The sequence below is a fragment of the Simplicispira sp. genome, assembly GCF_028687295.1.
In the GTDB taxonomy this organism is placed as follows: domain Bacteria; phylum Pseudomonadota; class Gammaproteobacteria; order Burkholderiales; family Burkholderiaceae_C; genus Simplicispira; species Simplicispira metamorpha.
Genome location: NZ_JAQUAL010000058.1, coordinates 1 through 18,589 on the forward strand (window position 1 = coordinate 1; position 18,589 = coordinate 18,589).

The 18,589-nt window shown below is 59.6% G+C and carries 27 protein-coding genes and 1 tRNA gene; 27 read left to right on the forward strand and 1 reads right to left on the reverse strand.

The genetic code is table 11. The features are described from left to right. Positions 1–62: 62 nt before the first annotated feature. From PHX69_RS08320 to ubiA, 6 genes are all read left to right on the forward strand, one after another. Complete coding sequence (locus PHX69_RS08320; protein ID WP_288043276.1) at positions 63–1,031, forward strand: hydrogen peroxide-inducible genes activator; 969 nt, start codon at positions 63–65, stop codon at positions 1,029–1,031. 70 nt (positions 1,032–1,101) lie between these two features. Next, entirely contained in the window at positions 1,102–1,602 is a 501-nt protein-coding gene (locus tag PHX69_RS08325) for a Dps family protein (RefSeq protein ID WP_119012376.1), read from the forward strand. Between the two features lie 13 nt (positions 1,603–1,615). Then, entirely contained in the window at positions 1,616–3,202 is a 1,587-nt protein-coding gene (locus PHX69_RS08330) for a CYTH and CHAD domain-containing protein (protein WP_288043277.1), read from the forward strand. A 238-nt stretch (positions 3,203–3,440) separates the two neighbouring features. Continuing rightward, positions 3,441–4,148, forward strand: a complete 708-nt coding sequence (locus PHX69_RS08335; RefSeq protein ID WP_288043278.1) for a CPBP family intramembrane glutamic endopeptidase — start codon at positions 3,441–3,443, stop codon at positions 4,146–4,148. Then, positions 4,139–4,708: a hypothetical protein gene (locus PHX69_RS08340; protein WP_288043279.1), complete on the forward strand. Its 570-nt coding sequence runs from the start codon at positions 4,139–4,141 to the stop codon at positions 4,706–4,708. Before PHX69_RS08335 ends, PHX69_RS08340 begins: the two co-directional genes overlap by 10 nt. A gap of 127 nt (positions 4,709–4,835) precedes the next feature. After that, positions 4,836–5,705, forward strand: a complete 870-nt coding sequence (gene ubiA, locus PHX69_RS08345) for a 4-hydroxybenzoate octaprenyltransferase (protein WP_288043280.1) — start codon at positions 4,836–4,838, stop codon at positions 5,703–5,705. A 126-nt stretch (positions 5,706–5,831) separates the two neighbouring features. On the opposite strand, the gene proC is transcribed toward ubiA, so the two are convergent. Beyond that, the gene (gene proC / locus PHX69_RS08350) at positions 5,832–6,680 is read right to left on the reverse strand and encodes a pyrroline-5-carboxylate reductase (protein ID WP_288043281.1); all 849 of its coding nucleotides are present in this window, start codon (positions 6,678–6,680) and stop codon (positions 5,832–5,834) included. Positions 6,681–6,962: 282 nt separating this feature from the next. Here proC and rplN point away from each other — a divergent pair, with 282 nt between their 5' ends. The 21 genes from rplN to PHX69_RS08455 form a co-directional block, all read left to right on the forward strand. Then, entirely contained in the window at positions 6,963–7,331 is a 369-nt protein-coding gene (gene rplN / locus PHX69_RS08355) for a 50S ribosomal protein L14 (RefSeq protein ID WP_119012370.1), read from the forward strand. Positions 7,332–7,341: 10 nt separating this feature from the next. Next, complete coding sequence (rplX, locus tag PHX69_RS08360; RefSeq protein WP_119012369.1) at positions 7,342–7,662, forward strand: 50S ribosomal protein L24; 321 nt, start codon at positions 7,342–7,344, stop codon at positions 7,660–7,662. Positions 7,663–7,672: 10 nt separating this feature from the next. After that, positions 7,673–8,212: a 50S ribosomal protein L5 gene (rplE, locus tag PHX69_RS08365; RefSeq protein ID WP_091457165.1), complete on the forward strand. Its 540-nt coding sequence runs from the start codon at positions 7,673–7,675 to the stop codon at positions 8,210–8,212. Between the two features lie 8 nt (positions 8,213–8,220). Continuing rightward, the gene (gene rpsN, locus PHX69_RS08370) at positions 8,221–8,526 is read left to right on the forward strand and encodes a 30S ribosomal protein S14 (protein ID WP_119012368.1); all 306 of its coding nucleotides are present in this window, start codon (positions 8,221–8,223) and stop codon (positions 8,524–8,526) included. A gap of 20 nt (positions 8,527–8,546) precedes the next feature. Then, the gene (gene rpsH, locus PHX69_RS08375) at positions 8,547–8,942 is read left to right on the forward strand and encodes a 30S ribosomal protein S8 (RefSeq protein ID WP_119012367.1); all 396 of its coding nucleotides are present in this window, start codon (positions 8,547–8,549) and stop codon (positions 8,940–8,942) included. Positions 8,943–8,967: 25 nt separating this feature from the next. Beyond that, entirely contained in the window at positions 8,968–9,501 is a 534-nt protein-coding gene (gene rplF, locus PHX69_RS08380; protein WP_119012366.1) for a 50S ribosomal protein L6, read from the forward strand. Between the two features lie 11 nt (positions 9,502–9,512). Next, on the forward strand, positions 9,513–9,878 hold the full coding sequence (gene rplR, locus PHX69_RS08385) for a 50S ribosomal protein L18 (protein WP_119012365.1): 366 nt from the start codon (positions 9,513–9,515) through the stop codon (positions 9,876–9,878). Positions 9,879–9,895: 17 nt separating this feature from the next. Then, entirely contained in the window at positions 9,896–10,414 is a 519-nt protein-coding gene (gene rpsE, locus PHX69_RS08390; RefSeq protein ID WP_119012364.1) for a 30S ribosomal protein S5, read from the forward strand. Positions 10,415–10,428: 14 nt separating this feature from the next. Further along, entirely contained in the window at positions 10,429–10,611 is a 183-nt protein-coding gene (gene rpmD, locus PHX69_RS08395; protein WP_091457148.1) for a 50S ribosomal protein L30, read from the forward strand. A gap of 10 nt (positions 10,612–10,621) precedes the next feature. Next, complete coding sequence (gene rplO, locus PHX69_RS08400; protein WP_119012446.1) at positions 10,622–11,053, forward strand: 50S ribosomal protein L15; 432 nt, start codon at positions 10,622–10,624, stop codon at positions 11,051–11,053. A gap of 24 nt (positions 11,054–11,077) precedes the next feature. Further along, on the forward strand, positions 11,078–12,397 hold the full coding sequence (secY, locus tag PHX69_RS08405) for a preprotein translocase subunit SecY (protein WP_119012363.1): 1,320 nt from the start codon (positions 11,078–11,080) through the stop codon (positions 12,395–12,397). A 143-nt stretch (positions 12,398–12,540) separates the two neighbouring features. Next, positions 12,541–12,654, forward strand: a complete 114-nt coding sequence (gene rpmJ, locus PHX69_RS08410; RefSeq protein ID WP_011793797.1) for a 50S ribosomal protein L36 — start codon at positions 12,541–12,543, stop codon at positions 12,652–12,654. Positions 12,655–12,677: 23 nt separating this feature from the next. Beyond that, complete coding sequence (gene rpsM / locus PHX69_RS08415; protein ID WP_119012362.1) at positions 12,678–13,043, forward strand: 30S ribosomal protein S13; 366 nt, start codon at positions 12,678–12,680, stop codon at positions 13,041–13,043. A gap of 18 nt (positions 13,044–13,061) precedes the next feature. Beyond that, entirely contained in the window at positions 13,062–13,466 is a 405-nt protein-coding gene (gene rpsK, locus PHX69_RS08420; RefSeq protein WP_119012361.1) for a 30S ribosomal protein S11, read from the forward strand. Between the two features lie 94 nt (positions 13,467–13,560). Then, positions 13,561–14,184 carry a 30S ribosomal protein S4 gene (gene rpsD, locus PHX69_RS08425; RefSeq protein WP_119012360.1) on the forward strand — a complete coding sequence of 208 codons (624 nt, stop codon included), beginning with the start codon at positions 13,561–13,563 and terminating at the stop codon, positions 14,182–14,184. Between the two features lie 112 nt (positions 14,185–14,296). Continuing rightward, positions 14,297–15,292, forward strand: a complete 996-nt coding sequence (locus PHX69_RS08430) for a DNA-directed RNA polymerase subunit alpha (protein ID WP_119012359.1) — start codon at positions 14,297–14,299, stop codon at positions 15,290–15,292. 88 nt (positions 15,293–15,380) lie between these two features. Further along, positions 15,381–15,779, forward strand: coding sequence for a 50S ribosomal protein L17 (rplQ, locus tag PHX69_RS08435; RefSeq protein WP_119012358.1), 399 nt, complete (start codon positions 15,381–15,383; stop codon positions 15,777–15,779). 19 nt (positions 15,780–15,798) lie between these two features. Then, a tRNA-Met gene (locus tag PHX69_RS08440) sits at positions 15,799–15,875 on the forward strand. Between the two features lie 89 nt (positions 15,876–15,964). Beyond that, positions 15,965–16,486 carry a copper chaperone PCu(A)C gene (locus PHX69_RS08445; RefSeq protein ID WP_288043290.1) on the forward strand — a complete coding sequence of 174 codons (522 nt, stop codon included), beginning with the start codon at positions 15,965–15,967 and terminating at the stop codon, positions 16,484–16,486. Positions 16,487–16,557: 71 nt separating this feature from the next. Beyond that, positions 16,558–17,427 carry a PhaM family polyhydroxyalkanoate granule multifunctional regulatory protein gene (locus PHX69_RS08450; protein ID WP_288043291.1) on the forward strand — a complete coding sequence of 290 codons (870 nt, stop codon included), beginning with the start codon at positions 16,558–16,560 and terminating at the stop codon, positions 17,425–17,427. A 47-nt stretch (positions 17,428–17,474) separates the two neighbouring features. Further along, positions 17,475–18,589 (forward strand): FIST signal transduction protein (locus PHX69_RS08455; protein WP_288043292.1); only part of this gene is annotated, 1,115 nt, incomplete at its 3' end.

Below are 18,589 nucleotides of genomic sequence, written 5' to 3' on the forward strand. Positions count from 1 at the left end.
TCCCTGGAAGACAGAAGCAGATGGTATAGCGCTGTGGCCCGCTTCTTTACACTGCCACCCCCATGACCCTCACTGAACTCAAATACATCGTCGCCGTGGCCCGTGAAAAGCACTTTGGCAAGGCCGCCGATGCCTGCTATGTATCGCAGCCTACGCTGTCGGTGGCCGTCAAGAAGCTGGAAGAAGAGCTGGACGTGAAATTATTTGAGCGCAGCGTGGGCGAAGTCTCGGTGACACCACTGGGTGAAGACATCGTGCGCCAGGCGCAAAGCGTGCTGGAGCAGGCTGCGGCCATCAAGGAGATTGCCAAGCGCGGCAAAGACCCGCTGGCAGGCGCACTGACCTTGGGGGTGATCTACACCATCGGCCCCTATCTGCTGCCAGAACTGGTGCGCCACTGCATAGAGCGCACGCCGCAAATGCCGCTGATGCTGCAAGAGAACTTCACCGCCCGGCTGCTGGAGATGCTGCGCACGGGGGAGATCGACTGTGCCATCCTGGCCGAGCCCTTTCCCGATACCGGCCTGGCCATGGCGCCGTTGTACGACGAGCCTTTTCTGGCCGCCGTGCCCAGCAACCATCCGCTGGCAGGGCAAAAGTCGGTGACGGCGCAGCAGCTCAAGAACGAGACCATGCTCCTGCTGGGGGCTGGCCACTGTTTTCGTGACCATGTGCTGGAGGTCTGCCCCGAGTTCGCGCGTTTTTCCAGCAACGCTGAGGGCATACGCAAAAGCTTTGAAGGCTCGTCGCTGGAAACCATCAAGCACATGGTGGCCGCCGGTATGGGCGTGACGCTGGTGCCACGCCTGGCGGTGCCGCGCACGGCGCTGCAAATTACTTCGCGCCGGCGCAAAAGCGACGAAACCTATATCCGCTACCTGCCGGTGTGCGAGAGCGATGCCAGCGCCGCCCCGCCCATGCGCCGTGTGGTGCTGGCCTGGCGGCGCAGTTTCACACGCTATGAAGCGATTGCCGCCCTGCGCAATGCCATTTACGCCTGCGAACTGCCGGGCGTTGCCCGCCTGTCCTGAAACACGATTGCGCTACAGTGCTTGTGCGCCTGTAGGCGGCTTTTTTCACCCACCATCCCAGGAGAAAACCATGGCCAAAGCTTCCAAGACCACCGTCCCCGGTATCCACATCGGCATTGGCGACAAAGACCGTGCTGCCATTGCCCAGGGTCTGTCGCACCTGCTGGCCGACACCTACACGCTGTACCTGACCACGCACAACTTCCACTGGAACGTGACCGGGCCCATGTTCAACACCCTGCACACCATGTTCATGGTGCAGTACACCGAGCTGTGGAACGCAGTTGACCCCGTGGCCGAGCGCATCCGCTCATTGGGCCATGTGGCGCCGGGCTCGTATGCCGAGTTTGGCAAGCTCACCAGCCTGCCGGATGCACCGGCCAAGCCACCCAAGGCCACCGACATGGTGCGCATCCTGGTGGAAGGCCACGAGGCCGTGGCCCGCACCGCGCGCGAGCTGTTTCCCGTGGCCGACAAGGCCAACGACCAGCCCACCGCTGATTTGCTGACCCAGCGCCTCACCGTGCATGAGCAGACGGCCTGGATGCTGCGCTCTTTGCTCGAAGACTGAGGCCGCGCACGCTATGGCACGCACCTTGGGGCAGCCGCTGGTGCAGCCCGGCCAGCGCCCAGCCAAAAAACGCCAGCGTACCGCCGCTCCGGCTGGCGCGACCGAAACTGAAATCAAGCTGGCCTTGCCCGGCGCCCAGGGCGTCTCACCCGATGCGCTGGCGGCGCAATTGGCGCGCGTGCCCGCACTGGCCCGGCGCAAAGCGGTGCGCCAGCAGGTGTACAGCGTGTACTACGACACGCCCGACCAGCAGCTGCGCCGCCAGCGCGTGGCCCTGCGCCTGCGCCGGGTGGGGTCAGAGCAGCCGCTGCAGTGGCTGCAAACCCTGAAAACCGCAGGCCGCAGCGATTCGGCGCTGAGCCAGCGCGGCGAGTGGGAAATGCCCGTGCCTGGCCCGGCCCTGGCACTGGAGTTGCTGCACGACAGTCCCTGGCCTGGCATGGACCCCGATGGCACGCTGGCCCCGGCGTTGGCCCCCTGTTTTGTGACCGACTTTGAGCGCACGGTCTGGCGCGTCACAGCGCGCGATGGCAGCGAGATCGAAGTGGCGCTGGACGTGGGCACCATCACCGCCGGCCACCGCAGCGCTCCGCTGTGCGAGCTGGAGCTGGAATTGGTGGCCGGGCCACCAGGGGCCTTGTTCTCGCTGGCCCGGCGCATTGCCCGCACCGTGGCCGTGCTGCCGCTGGCGGCCAGCAAAGCGCAGCGCGGCTACGCCCTGGGGCAGGCGGACACGCCGATGGCCGTGCAGGCGCAGCCACCGGTGCTATCGCGCGACGCGTCCTTGCAGACCATGGCGCGCAGCCTGCTGGGCGAGGCGCTGCAACAGTTCACCGCCAACTTGCACACGTTGCTGGGTGCCGATGGGCCTGAGCTGGTACACCAAGCGCGCGTGGGCTGGCGGCGTTTTCGCAGCCTGTGGCGCTTGTTGCGCCCAGCCCTGCCCGGTATGCCGTGCCCCGCACTGCCTGCGTTGCAGCCGTTGCTGGACAGTTTGGGCGCGTTGCGCGATGTGGATGTGGCGGCCACGCAGACACTGCCGCTCTGGACTGAGCGCTACGTCGCGGGCGATGCCAGCCGTGCCCCGGCATGGCTGGCGCTGGAAACGGCGCTGCTGGACGCCGCCCAGCAACAGCGCACCGCCGTGCGCCAGACCCTGGCCCAGCCCGCGGTGGGGGCCGCGCTGCTGGAGTTGTCGCAGTGGCTGGAGTCGCTGGAGACTGCTGCCCTGGCGCCCGCCGTGGTGGCCTGCGGGGGCAAGCGGCCTGCCGTGCGCTGGCTGCGTCGGCGGGTGCAGCGGCTGCTCCATCGCCTGGAGCGCACCTGGGCAGACGCCAAGCACCTGCCTGGCGCAGCCAGCCCCGATGCCGAAGGCCTGCACCGCGTGCGCATTCTCTCCAAGCGGCTGCGTTACAGCACGCAAGCCCTGTCGCCCCTGCTGCCCCGGCGTTTGCAGCGCCAACACGACGTGGCCCAGCAGTGGCAAACGCAGCTGGGCACAGCGCGCGATGTGGCCCAGGCCAGCGCGCTGGCCGCGCGCTGGGGCGCACCGCCCGAGGTGGTGGGCTTTTTGCGCGGTGCAGCGGCAGCAGTTGCGTAGGCCCCGGCGGCGCTCCTACAGACCAGAAGCCCGTGCTGTCGCTGCCCGCGTGACCTAGCGGGTTGGGGCGGGTTGTTCCGCTTCCCACTGGGGGTGCGTGCGGTGGCCGTGCTGGTGTCGCCGTAGTCGTTTTGGCGTATGGACGACGTGGTGGGCGCTGCCTAACATGCGCCCACACCGGTGTGCTCTGGTTCCGGGCAAGGGCTGTCGGACAGGCTGCGGGAGGGAGCTGCTCACGATGACCCATTCAGGTGCCGCCACGCAGGCCGGTACGGCATTGCCGCGCATGGCCGTTGCGTTTGAACTGTTGGTAACCGTACTGCTGCTGTGGTGGTTGCTGGATACGTTGCCGCCGCAGTGGTGGGCTGTCAGCGAGGCCATAGACGGTTTGCCCTGGCGGTTTGTGCTGGCGCGGCTGCTGGAGCTGTTCACTTTGCTGGTCTTGTTGCGCTGGGTGGCTCGTCTGGGGCTGGGGGCTGCTGACATCGGGCTGCATTGGTGCGGTGCCAGGCGATCGCTGGCGGTGGCTTTGGTGTGGACGTTGCCGTTGATGGCCTGCCTGTATCTGCTGACCACGCATACCGCTCTGTCTGCCTCTGTGCCTCTGGGGCTGGATTGGTCCCGGTTGGACTGGACGTATGCCACCTATGCGCTGGTGGTGCCGTTGCAAGAGCTGATGGCGCGCGGCATGTTGCAAAGCGCTTTGGAACGTTTGCTGCCGTGGCCAGGGCCGATTGCCCGTTGGGGTGCGGTGGTACTTGCGGCGCTGCTTTTTGCGCTGTGGCACTGGAGTTTCGGGGTGCCGCTGGCGTTGGTCAGTCTTTTCAGCGGCTTGCTCTGGGGTGGGTTGTTTGCACTGCACCGCAACCTGCTGGGGGTGTCGGTGTCGCATTTTTTATTGGGTAACTGGGCTGGGGTATTGGGACTATGGACACTGTGGAGTTGAAGGGTCGCAAACCCGGGGTGGCTGGCGTGTGCCAGGCCCTGGGTTGGTTTGCTGCGCGCGTGGGCATTGCGCTGATGGGGGTGTGGGCCCTGGCCACGTTGGGGCTGGGGGCTTATGTGCTGGCACCGTTGTATTCGGGGGTGTGTTTTGGCGACGCGCGCTTTTGGCGCCACCACCGCCAATTTGTGCCGGGCACGCTGCAAGTATGGGCATTTTTGGGGCGCATTGCCTTTCAAAGCGATTACCGCAGCATGACCAGCTTCATGCAGTGGCGCGACTGGTGGGATGCGCCGCGCAGCGGCCCGGACTTGCGCCTGGTGCGCGTGCAGCCTGACTGGTCGCATGGTGTGCGCTCCTGTGGCAGCTGCGCGCGCTGCTGCACGCAAATCAGTTGCCCGATGCACGTGGCGGCCACAGGGCTGTGCGGCATTTACGGGTCGGCGTTGTGGAACTACTTTCCCTGTGGCCGCTATCCCGCCACGCAGGCACAGATTGCGTTCTACGAGTGCCCCAAGTGGGAGGTGATTACCGTCCACCCACAGCAGCAGCGCGCAGCATGAGCGGTGCGGACAAGGCGCCGGGGCCGGCTGCTGCCACCGCCATGGCGTATAAACGCGGCTCCGTTTCTACCGCCGCAGGCGCCGTGGCCGGTGTGGCCCACCACCGTGCGCTTGCCCGCTTATCTGCATGTCCACCCCCCCGCGCAGCCGTTTTTCCCTCTACCTTGACCTGATCCGCTGGAACCGCCCGGCGGGTTGGCTGGTGCTGATTTGGCCCACGCTGAGCGCGCTGTGGCTGGCCGCTGGTGGTTTTCCAGGTTGGCACCTGCTGGCGGTGTTTGTGCTGGGCACCATCCTGATGCGCAGTGCCGGCTGCTGCATCAACGATGTGGCCGACCGCCACTTCGACCGCCACGTCAAGCGCACGGCGCAGCGTCCCATCACCTCAGGCCAGGTGTCGGTGCCCGAGGCGCTGGTGGTGGGGGCTGTCCTGGCGCTGGTGGCTTTGGCGCTGGTGCTGACCACGAACTGGGTGGCCGTGGCATGGTCGGTGCCCGCGCTGCTGGTGACGGTGCTGTACCCGTTCACCAAGCGGTTTTTTGCCATGCCGCAGGCCGTGCTGGGCGTGGCCTTCAACTTCGGCATCGTGATCGCCTTTGCCGCCGTGCAGGGCAGTGCGCCTGCCATGGCGTGGCTGTTGTGGCTGGGCAACCTGTTCTGGGTGCTGGCCTACGACACCGAATATGCCATGGTGGACCGCGATGACGACTTGCTGATCGGCATGAAAACCTCGGCCATCACGCTGGGGCGCCTGGACGTGGCAGCGATTGTGCTGTTTTACCTGCTGTTTTTAGGTTTTTGGGCTGTAGCCCTTGCCCCGCTTGCGCTGGGTGCTATTTTTTATGTAGCGATTGCGGTGGCATTGGCGCAGGTAGCGTGGCACTGGTGGCTGATCCGCACACGCACGCGCGAGGGATGCTTTCGGGCGTTTCGCGTCAACCACTGGCTCGGGTTTACCGTGTTTGTCGGCATCGCTCTGGGGCTGGTGCGCTGGTAGCGCTTGCGCGCCTGGACTGGGCGCAGCTGGCGTGGCAACGCAACGCAGTGGGGCGAAAAATGCTTCTTTTTTTGATAGCTGCTTGCGCCCTTCCTATAAGGGATAGGGCCTATTCTTGCCCTTAATTTACCGGCCAAACTCATCGCCCAGCTCGCGCGCGCGGCGCTCAGCGGCATGCAGGGCATGGATGAACTTGTCTGCCACACCGTCTTGCTCCAGCGATTGCAGTGCCGCGTAGGTCGTTCCGCCTTTGGAGGTCACGCGCTGGCGCAGCACGGCGGGTGCTTCGTCAGAGCGGCGCGCCAGTTCGGAGGCCCCCACGAAGGTGCCCACGGCCAGCTGGTGCGCCTGCTCGGGTGACAAGCCCATCTCGGTGCCCGCCTGCACCATTGCTTCGAGAAAGTAGAAAACATACGCCGGGCCCGAGCCTGACAGCGCGGTCACGGCATCAAGCTGTGTCTCGTCCTGCACCCACATCTGCTGGCCCGTGGGGGCGATGACTTGCTCGACCAGCGCGCGCTGGCCGCTGCTGACAGCCGGACGGGCGTACAGCGCCGTCATGCCCTGGCCAATCAGTGCGGGCGTGTTGGGCATGGCACGCACCACGCTTTCACTGTTCAACCACTGCGCAATGCTGCTGCTGCGTATGCCGGCGGCCACGCTCAGGTGCAGCGCCTGGGCGGTGTGGGCGCGTGTCTGCAATGCAGCTTCCTGAAAAGTTTGTGGCTTCACTGCCCACACCACCAGGCCTGCGCGTTGCAACTGTGCGCCCGCCTGCTCCTGCGCGGTAATACCAAACTGCTGCAACAGGGCAGCGCGTGCCTCGGCCCACGGCTCGACCACTTCGATCTGCGTGGGCGGTACACCTTGGCGGATCAGGCCACCAATGATGGCGCTGGCCATGTTGCCGCCGCCAATAAAGGCCAGGGCAGGCAGGGCGTTGGAGTGTTCGGGTGCGGTAGATGTGGCGGTCATGGCAAAAGATCGGCAAAAGAAATAGGCACAAGAGCAGGCGATGGTAGCCGCCTGTGGTGCATACGCGCCATGGAAAACGAAAGGCGTTATTGCTTGACATGCGGTGCTTTATTTGAAACAATCGCGGGCTTCGCTGTCAAAAAGCGAAGTTTCTGCCCAACAAGAAGCACCGCAAATGGTTTGCAGTGCGGACGACGGGCCCAAGACTGACTGGCTGGTTGCAGCGCTTGAGAGTTTCTCTGGGGCTGTTTGACCTTGTTGGTGCAAGTTGGGAATATTGAAATGATCCAGACAGAAACCCGGTTAGACGTTGCCGACAATACCGGCGCCAAGTCCGTCCTGTGCATCAAAGTGCTGGGTGGTTCGAAGCGTCGCTATGCAAGCGTTGGCGACATCATCAAGGTGAGCATCAAGGAAGCCGCTCCGCGTGGCCGCGTCAAAAAAGGCGAGGTTTACAGCGCTGTGGTGGTTCGTACGGCCAAGGGTATTCGCCGTGCTGATGGCTCGCTCGTCAAATTCGATGGCAACGCAGCAGTGTTGCTCAATGCAAAGCTGGAGCCCATCGGCACCCGCATCTTCGGACCCGTGACGCGTGAACTGCGTACCGAGAAGTTCATGAAGATCGTGTCCCTGGCTCCTGAAGTTCTCTAAGGACGGCGCGATGAACAAGATTCGCAAGGGCGACGAAGTCGTCGTGCTCGCAGGGCGCGACAAAGGCAAGCGCGGCACAGTGTCGCTGCGCAAAGATGACTCCTACCTGGTGGTAGATGGCATCAACCTGGTCAAGAAGCATGTCAAGCCAAACCCCATGAAGGGTACGACTGGCGGCATTCTTGAGAAGGCCATGCCTATCCACCAGTCCAATGTGGCTATTTTCAATGCCGCCACTGGCAAGGCTGATCGCGTTGGCATCAAGCTGCAAGCAGACGGCAAGCACGTTCGCGTGTTCAAGTCCAGCGGCGCTGAAATCAAGACGGCCTAAGGGGTAAAACATGGCACGACTCCAAAAAATCTACCGCGAAAAGCTCGCTCCCGAACTGATGAAGCAGTTCGGCTATACCTCGCCCATGCAGGTGCCGCGCCTGACCAAGATCACACTCAATATGGGTGTGAGCGAAGCCGTCGCTGACAAGAAAGTCATGGACAACGCAGTGGCTGATCTGACCAAGATTGCTGGTCAAAAGCCTGTTGTCACCAAGGCTAAAAAAGCTATCGCCGGTTTCAAGATCCGCGAAGGCCAAGCCATTGGTTGCATGGTCACCCTGCGCGGTGTGCAGATGTACGAATTCTTGGATCGCTTTGTTACCGTGGCACTGCCCCGCGTACGTGACTTCCGGGGTATCTCCGGTCGTGCGTTCGATGGCCGTGGCAACTACAACATCGGCGTCAAAGAGCAAATCATCTTCCCTGAAATTGAGTACGACAAGGTCGACGCCCTGCGCGGTCTCAATATCAGCATCACTACAACGGCCAAGTCCGATGAGGAGTGCAAAGCACTGCTCACCGGTTTCCGTTTCCCCTTCAAGAACTGAGGCAGCGTATGGCAAAACAAGCTTTGATCCAGCGCGAGCTCAAGCGCGAAAAACTGGCTGCCAAGTACGCAGCAAAGTACGCAGAACTGAAGGCCGTCGCATCCGACGCCAAGCGCAGCGATGAAGAGCGCGATGCAGCCCGCCTGGGCCTGCAAAAGCTCCCACGCAACGCTAATCCCACGCGCCAACGCAACCGTTGCGAAATCACCGGTCGTCCCCGCGGTACTTTCCGTCAATTCGGCTTGGCCCGCGCCAAGATCCGTGAACTGGCTTTCGCAGGCGACATCCCCGGTGTCACCAAGGCCAGCTGGTAAGCAGGCAGGAGAGATACAACATGAGCATGAGTGATCCCATCGCTGACTTGCTGACCCGCATCCGCAATGCCCAAATGGTTTCCAAGGCCACTGTGAGCGTGCCTTCTTCCAAAGTGAAGATCGCCATCACCCAAGTGCTGAAGGACGAGGGCTACATTGACGGTTTCGAGGTCAAGAGCGAAGCCGGCAAATCCGAACTCCAAATCACCCTGAAGTACTACGCTGGCCGTCCGGTCATTGAGCGTATCGAACGTGTCAGCCGTCCCGGCTTGCGCGTGTACAAGGGCCGTGATGCCATCCCACAGGTCATGAATGGTCTCGGCGTGGCTATTGTCACCACCCCCAAGGGCGTGATGACCGACCGCAAAGCGCGTGCTACCGGTGTCGGTGGCGAAGTGCTTTGCTACGTGGCTTAAGCCGTGACATTGAGGAGAAACTGAAATGTCCCGTGTAGCAAAAATGCCGGTCACCATCCCCGCTGGTGTGGATGTGTCGATCCAAGGCGAGCAAATCAGCGTCAAGGGCGCTGGTGGAGCCTTGTCTGTGGCGCAAAACCTGCTGGTTACTGTGACCAGCAACGACGGCAAGCTCTCTTTTGAGCCTGCCAATGATTCCCGCGAAGCCAATGCCATGAGCGGCACCATTCGCCAGTTGGTCAACAACATGGTGGTCGGTGTCAGCAAAGGTTTCGAGAAAAAACTGACGCTGATTGGCGTGGGCTACAAAGCCCAAGCTACTGGCAACAAGTTGAACCTGGCTGTGGGTTATTCCCATCCCGTCAACTTTGACATGCCCGCAGGTATCACGGTGGCTACCCCTACCCCGACTGAAATCGTGGTCAAGGGTGCCGACCGCCAGCGTGTAGGTCAGATTGCCGCTGAGATCCGTGCTGTTCGTCCTCCCGAGCCTTATAAAGGCAAGGGCATCCGCTATGCGGACGAAAAAGTCACGATCAAAGAGACCAAGAAGAAATAAGGAGCTGCAACATGTTGACCAAGAAAGAGCAGCGTCTTCGTCGTGCCCGTCAGACCCGCATCCGCATTGCCCAGCAAGGTATTGCCCGTCTGTCGGTGAATCGTACGAACCTCCATATTTACGCTACCGTGGTTTCCGGCGACGGCACCAAGGTGCTGGCCAGCGCCTCCACTGCCGAAGCCGAAGTGCGCACTGCACTGGGTGGCTCTGGCAAGGGTGGCAACACTGCAGCAGCGCAAGTCATTGGCAAGCGCATTGCTGAAAAAGCCAAAGCAGCGGGCGTCGAAAAAGTTGCATTTGATCGCGCAGGCTTTGCCTACCACGGTCGCGTCAAGGCCCTGGCCGACGCAGCCCGTGAAGCAGGTTTGCAGTTCTAAGCGGAACGGAATACAAAATGGCTAAATTTCAACCCCGAGTGCAAGACGAAGGCCGCGACGACGGAATGCGCGAGAAGATGATTGCGGTCAACCGCGTCACCAAAGTTGTTAAGGGTGGTCGCATCCTCGGCTTTGCTGCGCTGACCGTGGTCGGTGACGGCGATGGCCGTGTGGGCATGGGCAAGGGCAAATCCAAGGAAGTACCGGCAGCGGTGCAAAAAGCCATGGAAGAAGCCCGTCGCAACATGGTCAAGGTCTCGCTGAAAAACGGCACCATCCACCATCAGGTGATGGGTCACCACGGTGCCGCTTCCGTCATGATGGCTCCGGCTCCCAAGGGTACCGGCGTGATTGCTGGCGGTCCCATGCGCGCTGTGTTTGAAGTGTTGGGCATCACCGATATCGTGGCCAAGAGTCATGGTTCGTCCAACCCTTACAACATGGTTCGTGCCACCTTTGACGCGCTGACCAACTCCACCACCCCTGGTGCAGTGGCAGCCAAGCGCGGCAAGTCGGTCGAAGACCTCTTCGTCTGACAGGAGCTTTGACAATGTCTACACAACAAACCGTGAAAATCCAGCTGGTTCGCAGCCCGATTGGCACGAAAGAATCGCACCGCGCTACTGTGCGTGGTCTGGGTCTGCGCAAACTCAACAGTGTCAGCGAACTGCAAGACACACCTGAAGTGCGCGGCATGATCAACAAGATCAGTTATCTGGTCAAAATCGTCTGAAAGGTTGATGATGGAACTCAATAACATCAAGCCCGCAGACGGTGCCAAGCACGCCAAGCGCCGCGTGGGCCGTGGTATCGGCTCCGGTCTCGGCAAGACAGCTGGTCGTGGTCACAAGGGTCAAAAGTCGCGTTCGGGCGGTTACCACAAGGTCGGTTTCGAAGGCGGTCAAATGCCTTTGCAACGCCGTTTGCCCAAACGTGGTTTCAAGTCCATGACTTTGCGCTTCAACGCAGAAGTGACCCTGACAGATATCGCTCGTCTGGGTCTGGCTGAAGTGGACGTTCTGGTGCTCAAGCAAGCTGGTCTGATCAACGACTTGACACGTGCTGTCAAGGTGATCAACACCGGTGCGCTGGCTACTGCCGTCAAGCTCAGCGGTGTCAGCGTCACTGCTGGTGCCAAGGCTGCTATCGAAGCCGCTGGCGGCAGCGTGGCCTGAGTCTACTCTTGAAGGAAAAAAGCCGTGGCCACTAGCACAGCTCCAATGGTAAAAACCGGAAAGTTTGGCGATTTGCGTCGTCGGCTGGTTTTTCTCTTGTTGGCGCTGGTCGTTTATCGGATTGGGGCACATATTCCCGTTCCTGGTATCGATCCAGCCCAGCTGAAGCAGCTGTTCAGTGGCCAGCAAGGCGGCATTCTGAACCTGTTCAACATGTTCTCGGGTGGTGCACTGTCGCGTTTTACTGTCTTTGCACTGGGAATCATGCCGTACATCTCGGCATCGATCATCATGCAGCTGATGACGTACGCAGTGCCCGCCTTCGAGCAGATGAAAAAAGAAGGCGAAGCAGGTCGGCGCAAAATCACCCAGTACACCCGCTACGGCACTTTGGGTCTGGCAATTTTCCAGTCTCTGGGTATCGCGGTGGCACTGGAGAGTTCTGTAGGTCTGGTACTTGAGCCTGGGTTTGGATTCCGTCTTACGGCAGTGGTCAGCCTGACTGCAGGCACCATGTTCCTGATGTGGTTGGGCGAGCAAATCACCGAGCGTGGGCTGGGCAACGGTATTTCCATTCTGATTTTCGCTGGTATCGCTGCTGGTTTGCCCAGCTCCATTGGCGGTTTGCTGGAATTGGTTCGCACTGGTGCGATGAGCATCATTGCAGCCATCTTCATCGTGATTTTGGTGGCATTTGTCACTTATTTTGTGGTGTTCGTCGAGCGTGGTCAGCGCAAGATTTTGGTGAACTACGCTCGTCGGCAGGTAGGAAACAAGGTGTATGGAGGCCAGTCCTCGCATCTGCCTTTGAAGTTGAACATGGCAGGTGTTATTCCTCCCATTTTTGCTTCTTCGATCATTTTGCTGCCTGCAACTATTGTGAATTGGTTCAGCGCGGGTGAGTCGATGCGTTGGTTGAAAGACATCTCTGGTGCTCTGACTCCTGGTCAGCCTATCTATGTGATGTTCTACGCCACTGCTATCGTGTTCTTTTGCTTCTTCTACACTGCACTGGTTTTTAATAGTCGAGAGACTGCAGATAATCTGAAAAAGAGTGGAGCTTTCATCCCAGGCATCAGGCCAGGTGAACAAACGGCACGGTATATCGATAAAATTCTGGTTCGATTGACGCTTGCAGGTGCTGTTTACATCACTTTTGTGTGTTTGCTGCCGGAGTTCTTGATTCTGAAATACAACGTTCCTTTCTATTTTGGTGGGACGTCGTTGCTGATCATTGTGGTAGTAACCATGGACTTTATGGCCCAAGTGCAAAATTACCTGATGTCGCAGCAGTATGAATCGCTACTGAAAAAAGCCAACTTCAAATCCGGTGCTGCCAGTTAAGGGTGCCGAAGATCTGCAAACGTGTCGGCGTAAGCTGTCGTACTAAGCCTAGGTCAATATCAATCAACGTCCCACAGTGTGCTGTGGGAGCCTTTGGTCTCGAGTGCCTTGGGTTAAGCGCAAAAAAGTTTTAGGAGAGTGAAATGAGAGTTTCTGCTTCGGTCAAAAAAATCTGCCGTAATTGCAAGATCATCCGCCGCAAGGGTGTGGTGCGTGTGATCTGCACTGACATGCGTCACAAGCAGCGTCAGGGTTGATTAGGAAAGTATAGAGGACGCATATGGCACGTATCGCTGGTATCAATATTCCGCCACATCAGCATGCTGAAATTGGCTTGACAGCCATTTATGGCATCGGTCGCACGCGCGCACGCAAGATTTGCGAAGCTTGCGAAATCGCTTATTCCAAGAAGATCAAGGATCTGACGGATGGCGATCTTGAGAAGATTCGCGATCAAATCGCACAGTTCACTATTGAAGGTGATCTGCGTCGTGAAACCACGATGAACATCAAGCGCTTGATGGACATTGGCTGCTACCGTGGTTTCCGCCACCGCCGTGGTCTGCCTATGCGTGGTCAGCGCACGCGCACCAATGCCCGCACTCGCAAGGGTCCGCGCAAGGGTGCAGCAGCACTGAAAAAATAAAGAGATTGAAAGATCAACATGGCTAAATCTCCTTCCAACAACGCAGCCCAGCGCGTTCGTAAAAAAGTTCGCAAGAACGTTTCAGACGGCATCGCCCACGTGCATGCCTCGTTCAACAACACCATCATCACGATCACTGATCGCCAAGGCAACGCTCTGTCTTGGGCCTCTTCGGGTGGCCAGGGCTTCAAGGGATCGCGCAAATCGACGCCTTTTGCAGCCCAAGTCGCTTCTGAAATGGCTGGCCGCGCTGCCATCGAACAAGGCATCAAAAACCTGGACGTCGAGATCAAGGGTCCCGGCCCTGGTCGTGAGTCTTCGGTGCGCGCACTAGGCGCTCTGGGCATCCGCATCACGTCCATCGCTGACGTGACGCCGGTTCCACACAACGGCTGCCGCCCACAAAAGCGCCGCCGTATCTAAGTAATTTTGAAGCCCACCGCCGCCTGCGAACGCACCAGCGCTCCAGGCGGCTCCCGCAATGTATTTGCGGTAGATGACATAAAAGGAAGTTCACGTGGCACGTTACCTCGGCCCCAAAGCCAAACTCTCCCGCCGTGAAGGCACCGACCTGTTCCTCAAGAGCGCCCGTCGTTCTATTGCGGACAAGGCCAAATTTGACTCCAAGCCCGGTCAGCACGGTCGCACTTCGGGTGCCCGCACCTCGGACTACGGTCTGCAACTGCGTGAAAAGCAGAAAGTCAAGCGTATGTACGGTGTGCTGGAAAAGCAATTCCGTCGCTATTTTGAAGCCGCTGATCGCCGTAAAGGCAATACCGGTGCCAACCTGATGTCCCTGCTGGAGTGCCGTCTGGACAACGTGGTGTATCGCATGGGCTTTGCTTCTACACGTGCTGAAGCGCGCCAGATCGTTTCGCACAAAGCGATCGTGGTCAACGGTGTTTCCGTCAACATTCCTTCCTACTTGGTCAAAGTTGGTGACGTGGTGGCCGTGCGTGAAAAATCCAAGAAGCAAAACCGTATTGTCGAAGCCTTGCAATTGGCGCAACAAGTTGGTATGCCCGCGTGGGTGGATGTGAATGCCGAGAAGGCTGAAGGTGTCTTCAAGAAGGTGCCTGATCGTGATGAGTTTGGTGCTGATATCAACGAATCGCTGATCGTTGAGTTGTACTCGCGCTAAGTTATCCGCTGCATCTTTGATAAAACTGTTCCTGTACCGCGAGGCATCGCGGTACAGGTGCTTCACCAGCCTTACCGGTGTAACGAGCTGGGGGTATTGAGAGGAAGTCTGCATGCAAACAAATTTGCTGAAACCCAAGACGATCAATGTCGAGCAGCTTGGTCACAATCGTGCCAAAGTCGTGCTGGAGCCATTCGAACGTGGTTACGGTCACACGCTGGGCAACGCTATCCGGCGTGTCTTGCTCTCGTCCATGGTGGGTTACGCAGCGACGGAAGTGACGATTGCTGGTGTATTGCACGAGTACTCCTCCATTGATGGTGTTCAGGAAGATGTGGTGAACATTCTTCTGAACCTCAAAGGTGTCGTTTTCATGCTGCACAACCGCGATGAAGTCACACTGAGTTTGAGAAAAGATGGCGAGGGTGTGGTGACTGCGCGTGATATCCAGACGCCGCATGACGTTGAAATCATCAATCCTGACCATGTCATCGCCCATCTGTCTCAGGGTGGCAAGCTAGACATGCAGATCAAGGTTGAAAAAGGCCGTGGCTATGTTCCGGGCAACATGCGTCGTTACGCAGATGAGTCCACCAAGTCGATTGGCCGCATCGTTCTCGATGCCTCTTTTTCTCCGGTCAAGCGCGTTAGCTACACCGTAGAGAGCGCACGTGTCGAGCAACGCACTGACCTCGACAAGTTGGTGGTGGAAATTGAAACCAACGGTGCTATTGCCGCAGAAGATGCTGTGCGTAAATCTGCACGTATTTTGGTAGAGCAGTTGGCTGTTTTTGCACAGCTTGAAGGCGGTGACTTGCCTGGCATGGGTGAGCCTGCGGGTAACGTTCGTGGCAATACGAATTTTGATCCGATTTTGCTGCGCCCTGTGGACGAGCTTGAACTCACTGTGCGTTCTGCAAATTGCCTCAAGGCAGAAAATATTTACTATATTGGCGACCTGATTCAGCGCACAGAGAATGAGTTGCTCAAGACGCCGAATTTGGGTCGCAAGTCGCTCAATGAAATCAAGGAAGTCTTGGCGTCACGTGGTTTGACGTTGGGAATGAAGCTTGAAAACTGGCCGCCAGCAGGTTTGGACAAGCGGTAAGTTATAATTTTTCGCCCCCTCGCAGGGGCAGTGCCAGGGCAGTACCTTGTACGGCTGCCTGATTAAACAACATAAAAGGAAAAGCACCATGCGTCACGGACACGGCCTTCGCAAACTCAATCGCACTACATCGCACCGCCTCGCGATGCTGCGCAACATGATGAACTCGTTGATTGAGCACGAAGTCATCAAGACTACTCTGCCAAAATCCAAAGAATTGCGTCGCGTGATTGAGCCCATGATCACCTTGGCCAAGGTGGACACTGTGGCAAATCGCCGCCTGGCCTTTGACCGCCTGCGTGACCGGGACAGCGTGACCAAGTTGTTCAATGATCTGGGTCCCCGTTTTAATGCGCGTCCTGGTGGTTATACCCGTATTCTGAAGATGGGTTTCCGTGTTGGCGACAACGCGCCCATGGCATTGGTCGAACTGGTGGATCGCGGTGCTGTTGTTACCGAAGAAAATAATTCTGGTGCAGCAGCATAAAATCAGGTTATAATTAAAGCGCGCGATGGAGCAGTCTGGTAGCTCGTTGGGCTCATAACCCAAAGGTCGGAGGTTCAAATCCTTCTCGCGCAACCAAACAAACAAAAAACCCGCAGTAATGCGGGTTTTTTTTCGCCTGTGCGTTTCGCCACATTTTTTCTGCCTCAAGAATCAGAGAGAGTTCTATGACATTGCAATGTTTGATCGCCGCAGTATTTTTTGCGGTTGCCGGGTGGGCAGGTGGTGTTGCCGCACAGGTGCCTCTTACCACGGCTGCCACCATTGCCCAGAACACCACTTCCATTGCCGTGGCGATCGATGGCTCTTGGGCGCGTGCCAGTGTGGCAGGTCAAAAAGCTACCGGCGCCTTTATGCGTATTACCGCCCGCCAGAGCCTGCGTTTGGTGGGTACCGACTCGCCCGCTGCGGGTGTCACTGAGCTGCACGAAATGAAGATGGAGGGCGATGTGATGAAAATGCGCGCCGTTCCCGCATTGGCGTTGCCCGCTGGTCAGACCGTAGAGCTCAAGCCTGGGGGCTATCACGTCATGTTGATGGACTTGAAAGCACCGCTGACCCCGGGTAGCAGTGTGCCACTGACCCTGGTGTTCCAGGATGCCAAGGGCTTTGAGTTCCGGCAGCAAGTACAAGTGCCGGTGGCTACCCGCGCCGTGCCCGCAGCCCACGCACCTGCCCATCAGCACTGAGCAGTAACCACTGCCCTCCGGCATTGGAGTAAGCTGTTAGCACCTTTGATAACTACACCAGCGGAGCGGCCATGAGCGACACATCCCCTTTCGGTTTCGGCAAATTCGTGCCGGGCTTTGACTTCCTGCAAAACCTCACCAAAGGCACTTCAGGGGGGCTGCCGCACATGCCCAGCCTGTCGAGTTGGGTGGCACCGACCCTCAGTGTCGAAGAGTTGGACAAGCGTGTCACCGAGTTGAAAGCCGTGCAGTTTTGGCTGGAGCAAAACTCGCGCGCGCTGGCTGCCACTATCCAGGCGCTGGAAGTGCAAAAAATGACATTGGCAACGCTCAAGGGTATGAACTTCAGCATGGGTGATGTGGCCAACGCTTTCAAACTCAAGACCACAGATGCTGTCATGGACAGCGTACACAAAGCGGGTGAAACCCTTGCTGGTGCTGCCCATGCCATGGGTGACGCTGCGGCCCGTGCGGCCGAAAAAATGGCCCCTGAAAGTGCTGCACCTGCAGCCCCGCAAGCCGCCGCCAAGGACACCGCCGAAGCCCCGGCCAGTGTGGTTGATCCCATGCAGTGGTGGGGTGCACTCACCCAGCAGTTTCAGCAAATCGCCTCCACTGCCCTGACCGAAGCGGCTAAGCAAGGCGCGCTGGATACCACCCGCCACATGGCCACCGATCTGGCGAAAGAGGCTTTCAAGACGGCCACCGACATCGCCACCAAGGGCGTACAAAGTGTGCAAGAAGCTACGCGCCGTGCGGCCAGTGCAGCCACGACGGCCCCTGCACCTGTACGCAAAACTACAGCAGCCAAGGCTACCACGGCAGCCAAAGACACTACTTCACCCCCCAAGCCCGTAGCGCGCAAATCAGCCGCAACCCCGGCGGCGGCTCCTGCGGCCAAGAAAGCAGTGCGCCGCCCTGCCACCAAATCTGCGCGTTAAAGGCATTTGTTGCCAGCGCAGTGCTTGACAACACGGCCAGGCATCCCATGAAACGGTGCCCCACCGGCCATGCCACACATCCGCAGTGGCGCATGGCTGCCGCCTTGGTGCTGGCACAGTTGCGCGCGCAGATGGCGCTGCCCGGCTACGCCCATGCGCCCACGCTGGGCCTGCTCTACATCACCGACCACTACGCCAGCGAGGCACAGGCGCTGCTGGATTTTCTCAGCGCCGAGTTGCCGGAGGTGACTGACTGGAGCGGCACCGTTGGCATAGGGGTGTGTGCCAGCAATGCCCAATACTTTGATGAGCCCGCCCTGGCGGTGATGCTGCTGGATATTCCCTGCGACCAGTACCGCGTCTTCTCGGGCGTGGCGCCACTGCCGCGTGTGGGCGAAGGGCGTTTTGTGGCGCACACCGCCCTGGTGCATGCGGATGGCAACACCCCCGACGTTACCGGCCTGGTCGCCGAAATGGCCGAGCGCACCACCAGCGGCTACGTATTTGGTGGCCTGGCCGCCAGCCGTGGCGCCAGCGTGCAGTTTGCTGTGGGGGGCAGCGGCAACCTGGCGGGTCATGGCGCAGCCGGTGGGGTGTTCCTCGGTGGCCTGTCGGGCGTGGCCTGGGGGCCTGGCGTGCACTGGCTATCGCGCATCACCCAAGGCTGCCAGCCAGTGGGGCCGGTGCAGCGCATCACCGCTGCGCAAGACAATGTGGTGCTGGCACTGGACGGTGAGCCCGCCCTGGATGTGTTGCTGCGCACGCTGGACGTTTCGCTTGAAGGCGACCCGCAGATCGCTGTCGAGCGTGTGCGCGCCACCCTGGCAGGGCTCATGGACGCGGGCGAAGAGCCTGGCACCTGTGCGCGCACAGGCCACTTCGGCCCCGACACGCGCGTGCGCCACATCCTGGGGTTGGATGGTGCCCGCCACGGCGTGGCACTGGCCGAATCCATCGAGCCCGGCATGTGGCTGGCGTTTTGCCAGTGCCGTGCGGCAGCTGCGCATGCTGACCTAACCCGCATCTGTGCAGAAGTCCGTGAAGAGCTTTCTCCCGATGTGCTGGAGCCCTTTTTGCTGGGCAGCACTGCGCCCGAGCAGGCGTTGGCGGTACCACCCCAGCGCCACATCACCGGCGCCATTTATGTGAGCTGCTCTACCCG

Excerpts from the sequence above, each read along its gene's own strand:
- PHX69_RS08320 (WP_288043276.1), top strand. The coding sequence starts at position 63 with ATGACCCTCACTGAACTCAAATACATCGTCGCCGTGGCCCGTGAAAAG.
- PHX69_RS08325 (WP_119012376.1), top strand. The coding sequence starts at position 1,102 with ATGGCCAAAGCTTCCAAGACCACCGTCCCCGGTATCCACATCGGCATT.
- PHX69_RS08330 (WP_288043277.1), top strand. The coding sequence starts at position 1,616 with ATGGCACGCACCTTGGGGCAGCCGCTGGTGCAGCCCGGCCAGCGCCCA.
- PHX69_RS08335 (WP_288043278.1), top strand. The coding sequence starts at position 3,441 with ATGACCCATTCAGGTGCCGCCACGCAGGCCGGTACGGCATTGCCGCGC.
- ubiA (WP_288043280.1), top strand. The coding sequence starts at position 4,836 with ATGTCCACCCCCCCGCGCAGCCGTTTTTCCCTCTACCTTGACCTGATC.
- proC (WP_288043281.1), bottom strand. The coding sequence starts at position 6,680 with ATGACCGCCACATCTACCGCACCCGAACACTCCAACGCCCTGCCTGCC.
- rplN (WP_119012370.1), top strand. The coding sequence starts at position 6,963 with ATGATCCAGACAGAAACCCGGTTAGACGTTGCCGACAATACCGGCGCC.
- rplX (WP_119012369.1), top strand. The coding sequence starts at position 7,342 with ATGAACAAGATTCGCAAGGGCGACGAAGTCGTCGTGCTCGCAGGGCGC.
- rplE (WP_091457165.1), top strand. The coding sequence starts at position 7,673 with ATGGCACGACTCCAAAAAATCTACCGCGAAAAGCTCGCTCCCGAACTG.
- rpsN (WP_119012368.1), top strand. The coding sequence starts at position 8,221 with ATGGCAAAACAAGCTTTGATCCAGCGCGAGCTCAAGCGCGAAAAACTG.
- rpsH (WP_119012367.1), top strand. The coding sequence starts at position 8,547 with ATGAGCATGAGTGATCCCATCGCTGACTTGCTGACCCGCATCCGCAAT.
- rplF (WP_119012366.1), top strand. The coding sequence starts at position 8,968 with ATGTCCCGTGTAGCAAAAATGCCGGTCACCATCCCCGCTGGTGTGGAT.
- rplR (WP_119012365.1), top strand. The coding sequence starts at position 9,513 with ATGTTGACCAAGAAAGAGCAGCGTCTTCGTCGTGCCCGTCAGACCCGC.
- rpsE (WP_119012364.1), top strand. The coding sequence starts at position 9,896 with ATGGCTAAATTTCAACCCCGAGTGCAAGACGAAGGCCGCGACGACGGA.
- rpmD (WP_091457148.1), top strand. The coding sequence starts at position 10,429 with ATGTCTACACAACAAACCGTGAAAATCCAGCTGGTTCGCAGCCCGATT.
- rplO (WP_119012446.1), top strand. The coding sequence starts at position 10,622 with ATGGAACTCAATAACATCAAGCCCGCAGACGGTGCCAAGCACGCCAAG.
- rpmJ (WP_011793797.1), top strand. The coding sequence starts at position 12,541 with ATGAGAGTTTCTGCTTCGGTCAAAAAAATCTGCCGTAATTGCAAGATC.
- rpsM (WP_119012362.1), top strand. The coding sequence starts at position 12,678 with ATGGCACGTATCGCTGGTATCAATATTCCGCCACATCAGCATGCTGAA.
- rpsK (WP_119012361.1), top strand. The coding sequence starts at position 13,062 with ATGGCTAAATCTCCTTCCAACAACGCAGCCCAGCGCGTTCGTAAAAAA.
- PHX69_RS08430 (WP_119012359.1), top strand. The coding sequence starts at position 14,297 with ATGCAAACAAATTTGCTGAAACCCAAGACGATCAATGTCGAGCAGCTT.
- rplQ (WP_119012358.1), top strand. The coding sequence starts at position 15,381 with ATGCGTCACGGACACGGCCTTCGCAAACTCAATCGCACTACATCGCAC.
- PHX69_RS08445 (WP_288043290.1), top strand. The coding sequence starts at position 15,965 with ATGACATTGCAATGTTTGATCGCCGCAGTATTTTTTGCGGTTGCCGGG.
- PHX69_RS08450 (WP_288043291.1), top strand. The coding sequence starts at position 16,558 with ATGAGCGACACATCCCCTTTCGGTTTCGGCAAATTCGTGCCGGGCTTT.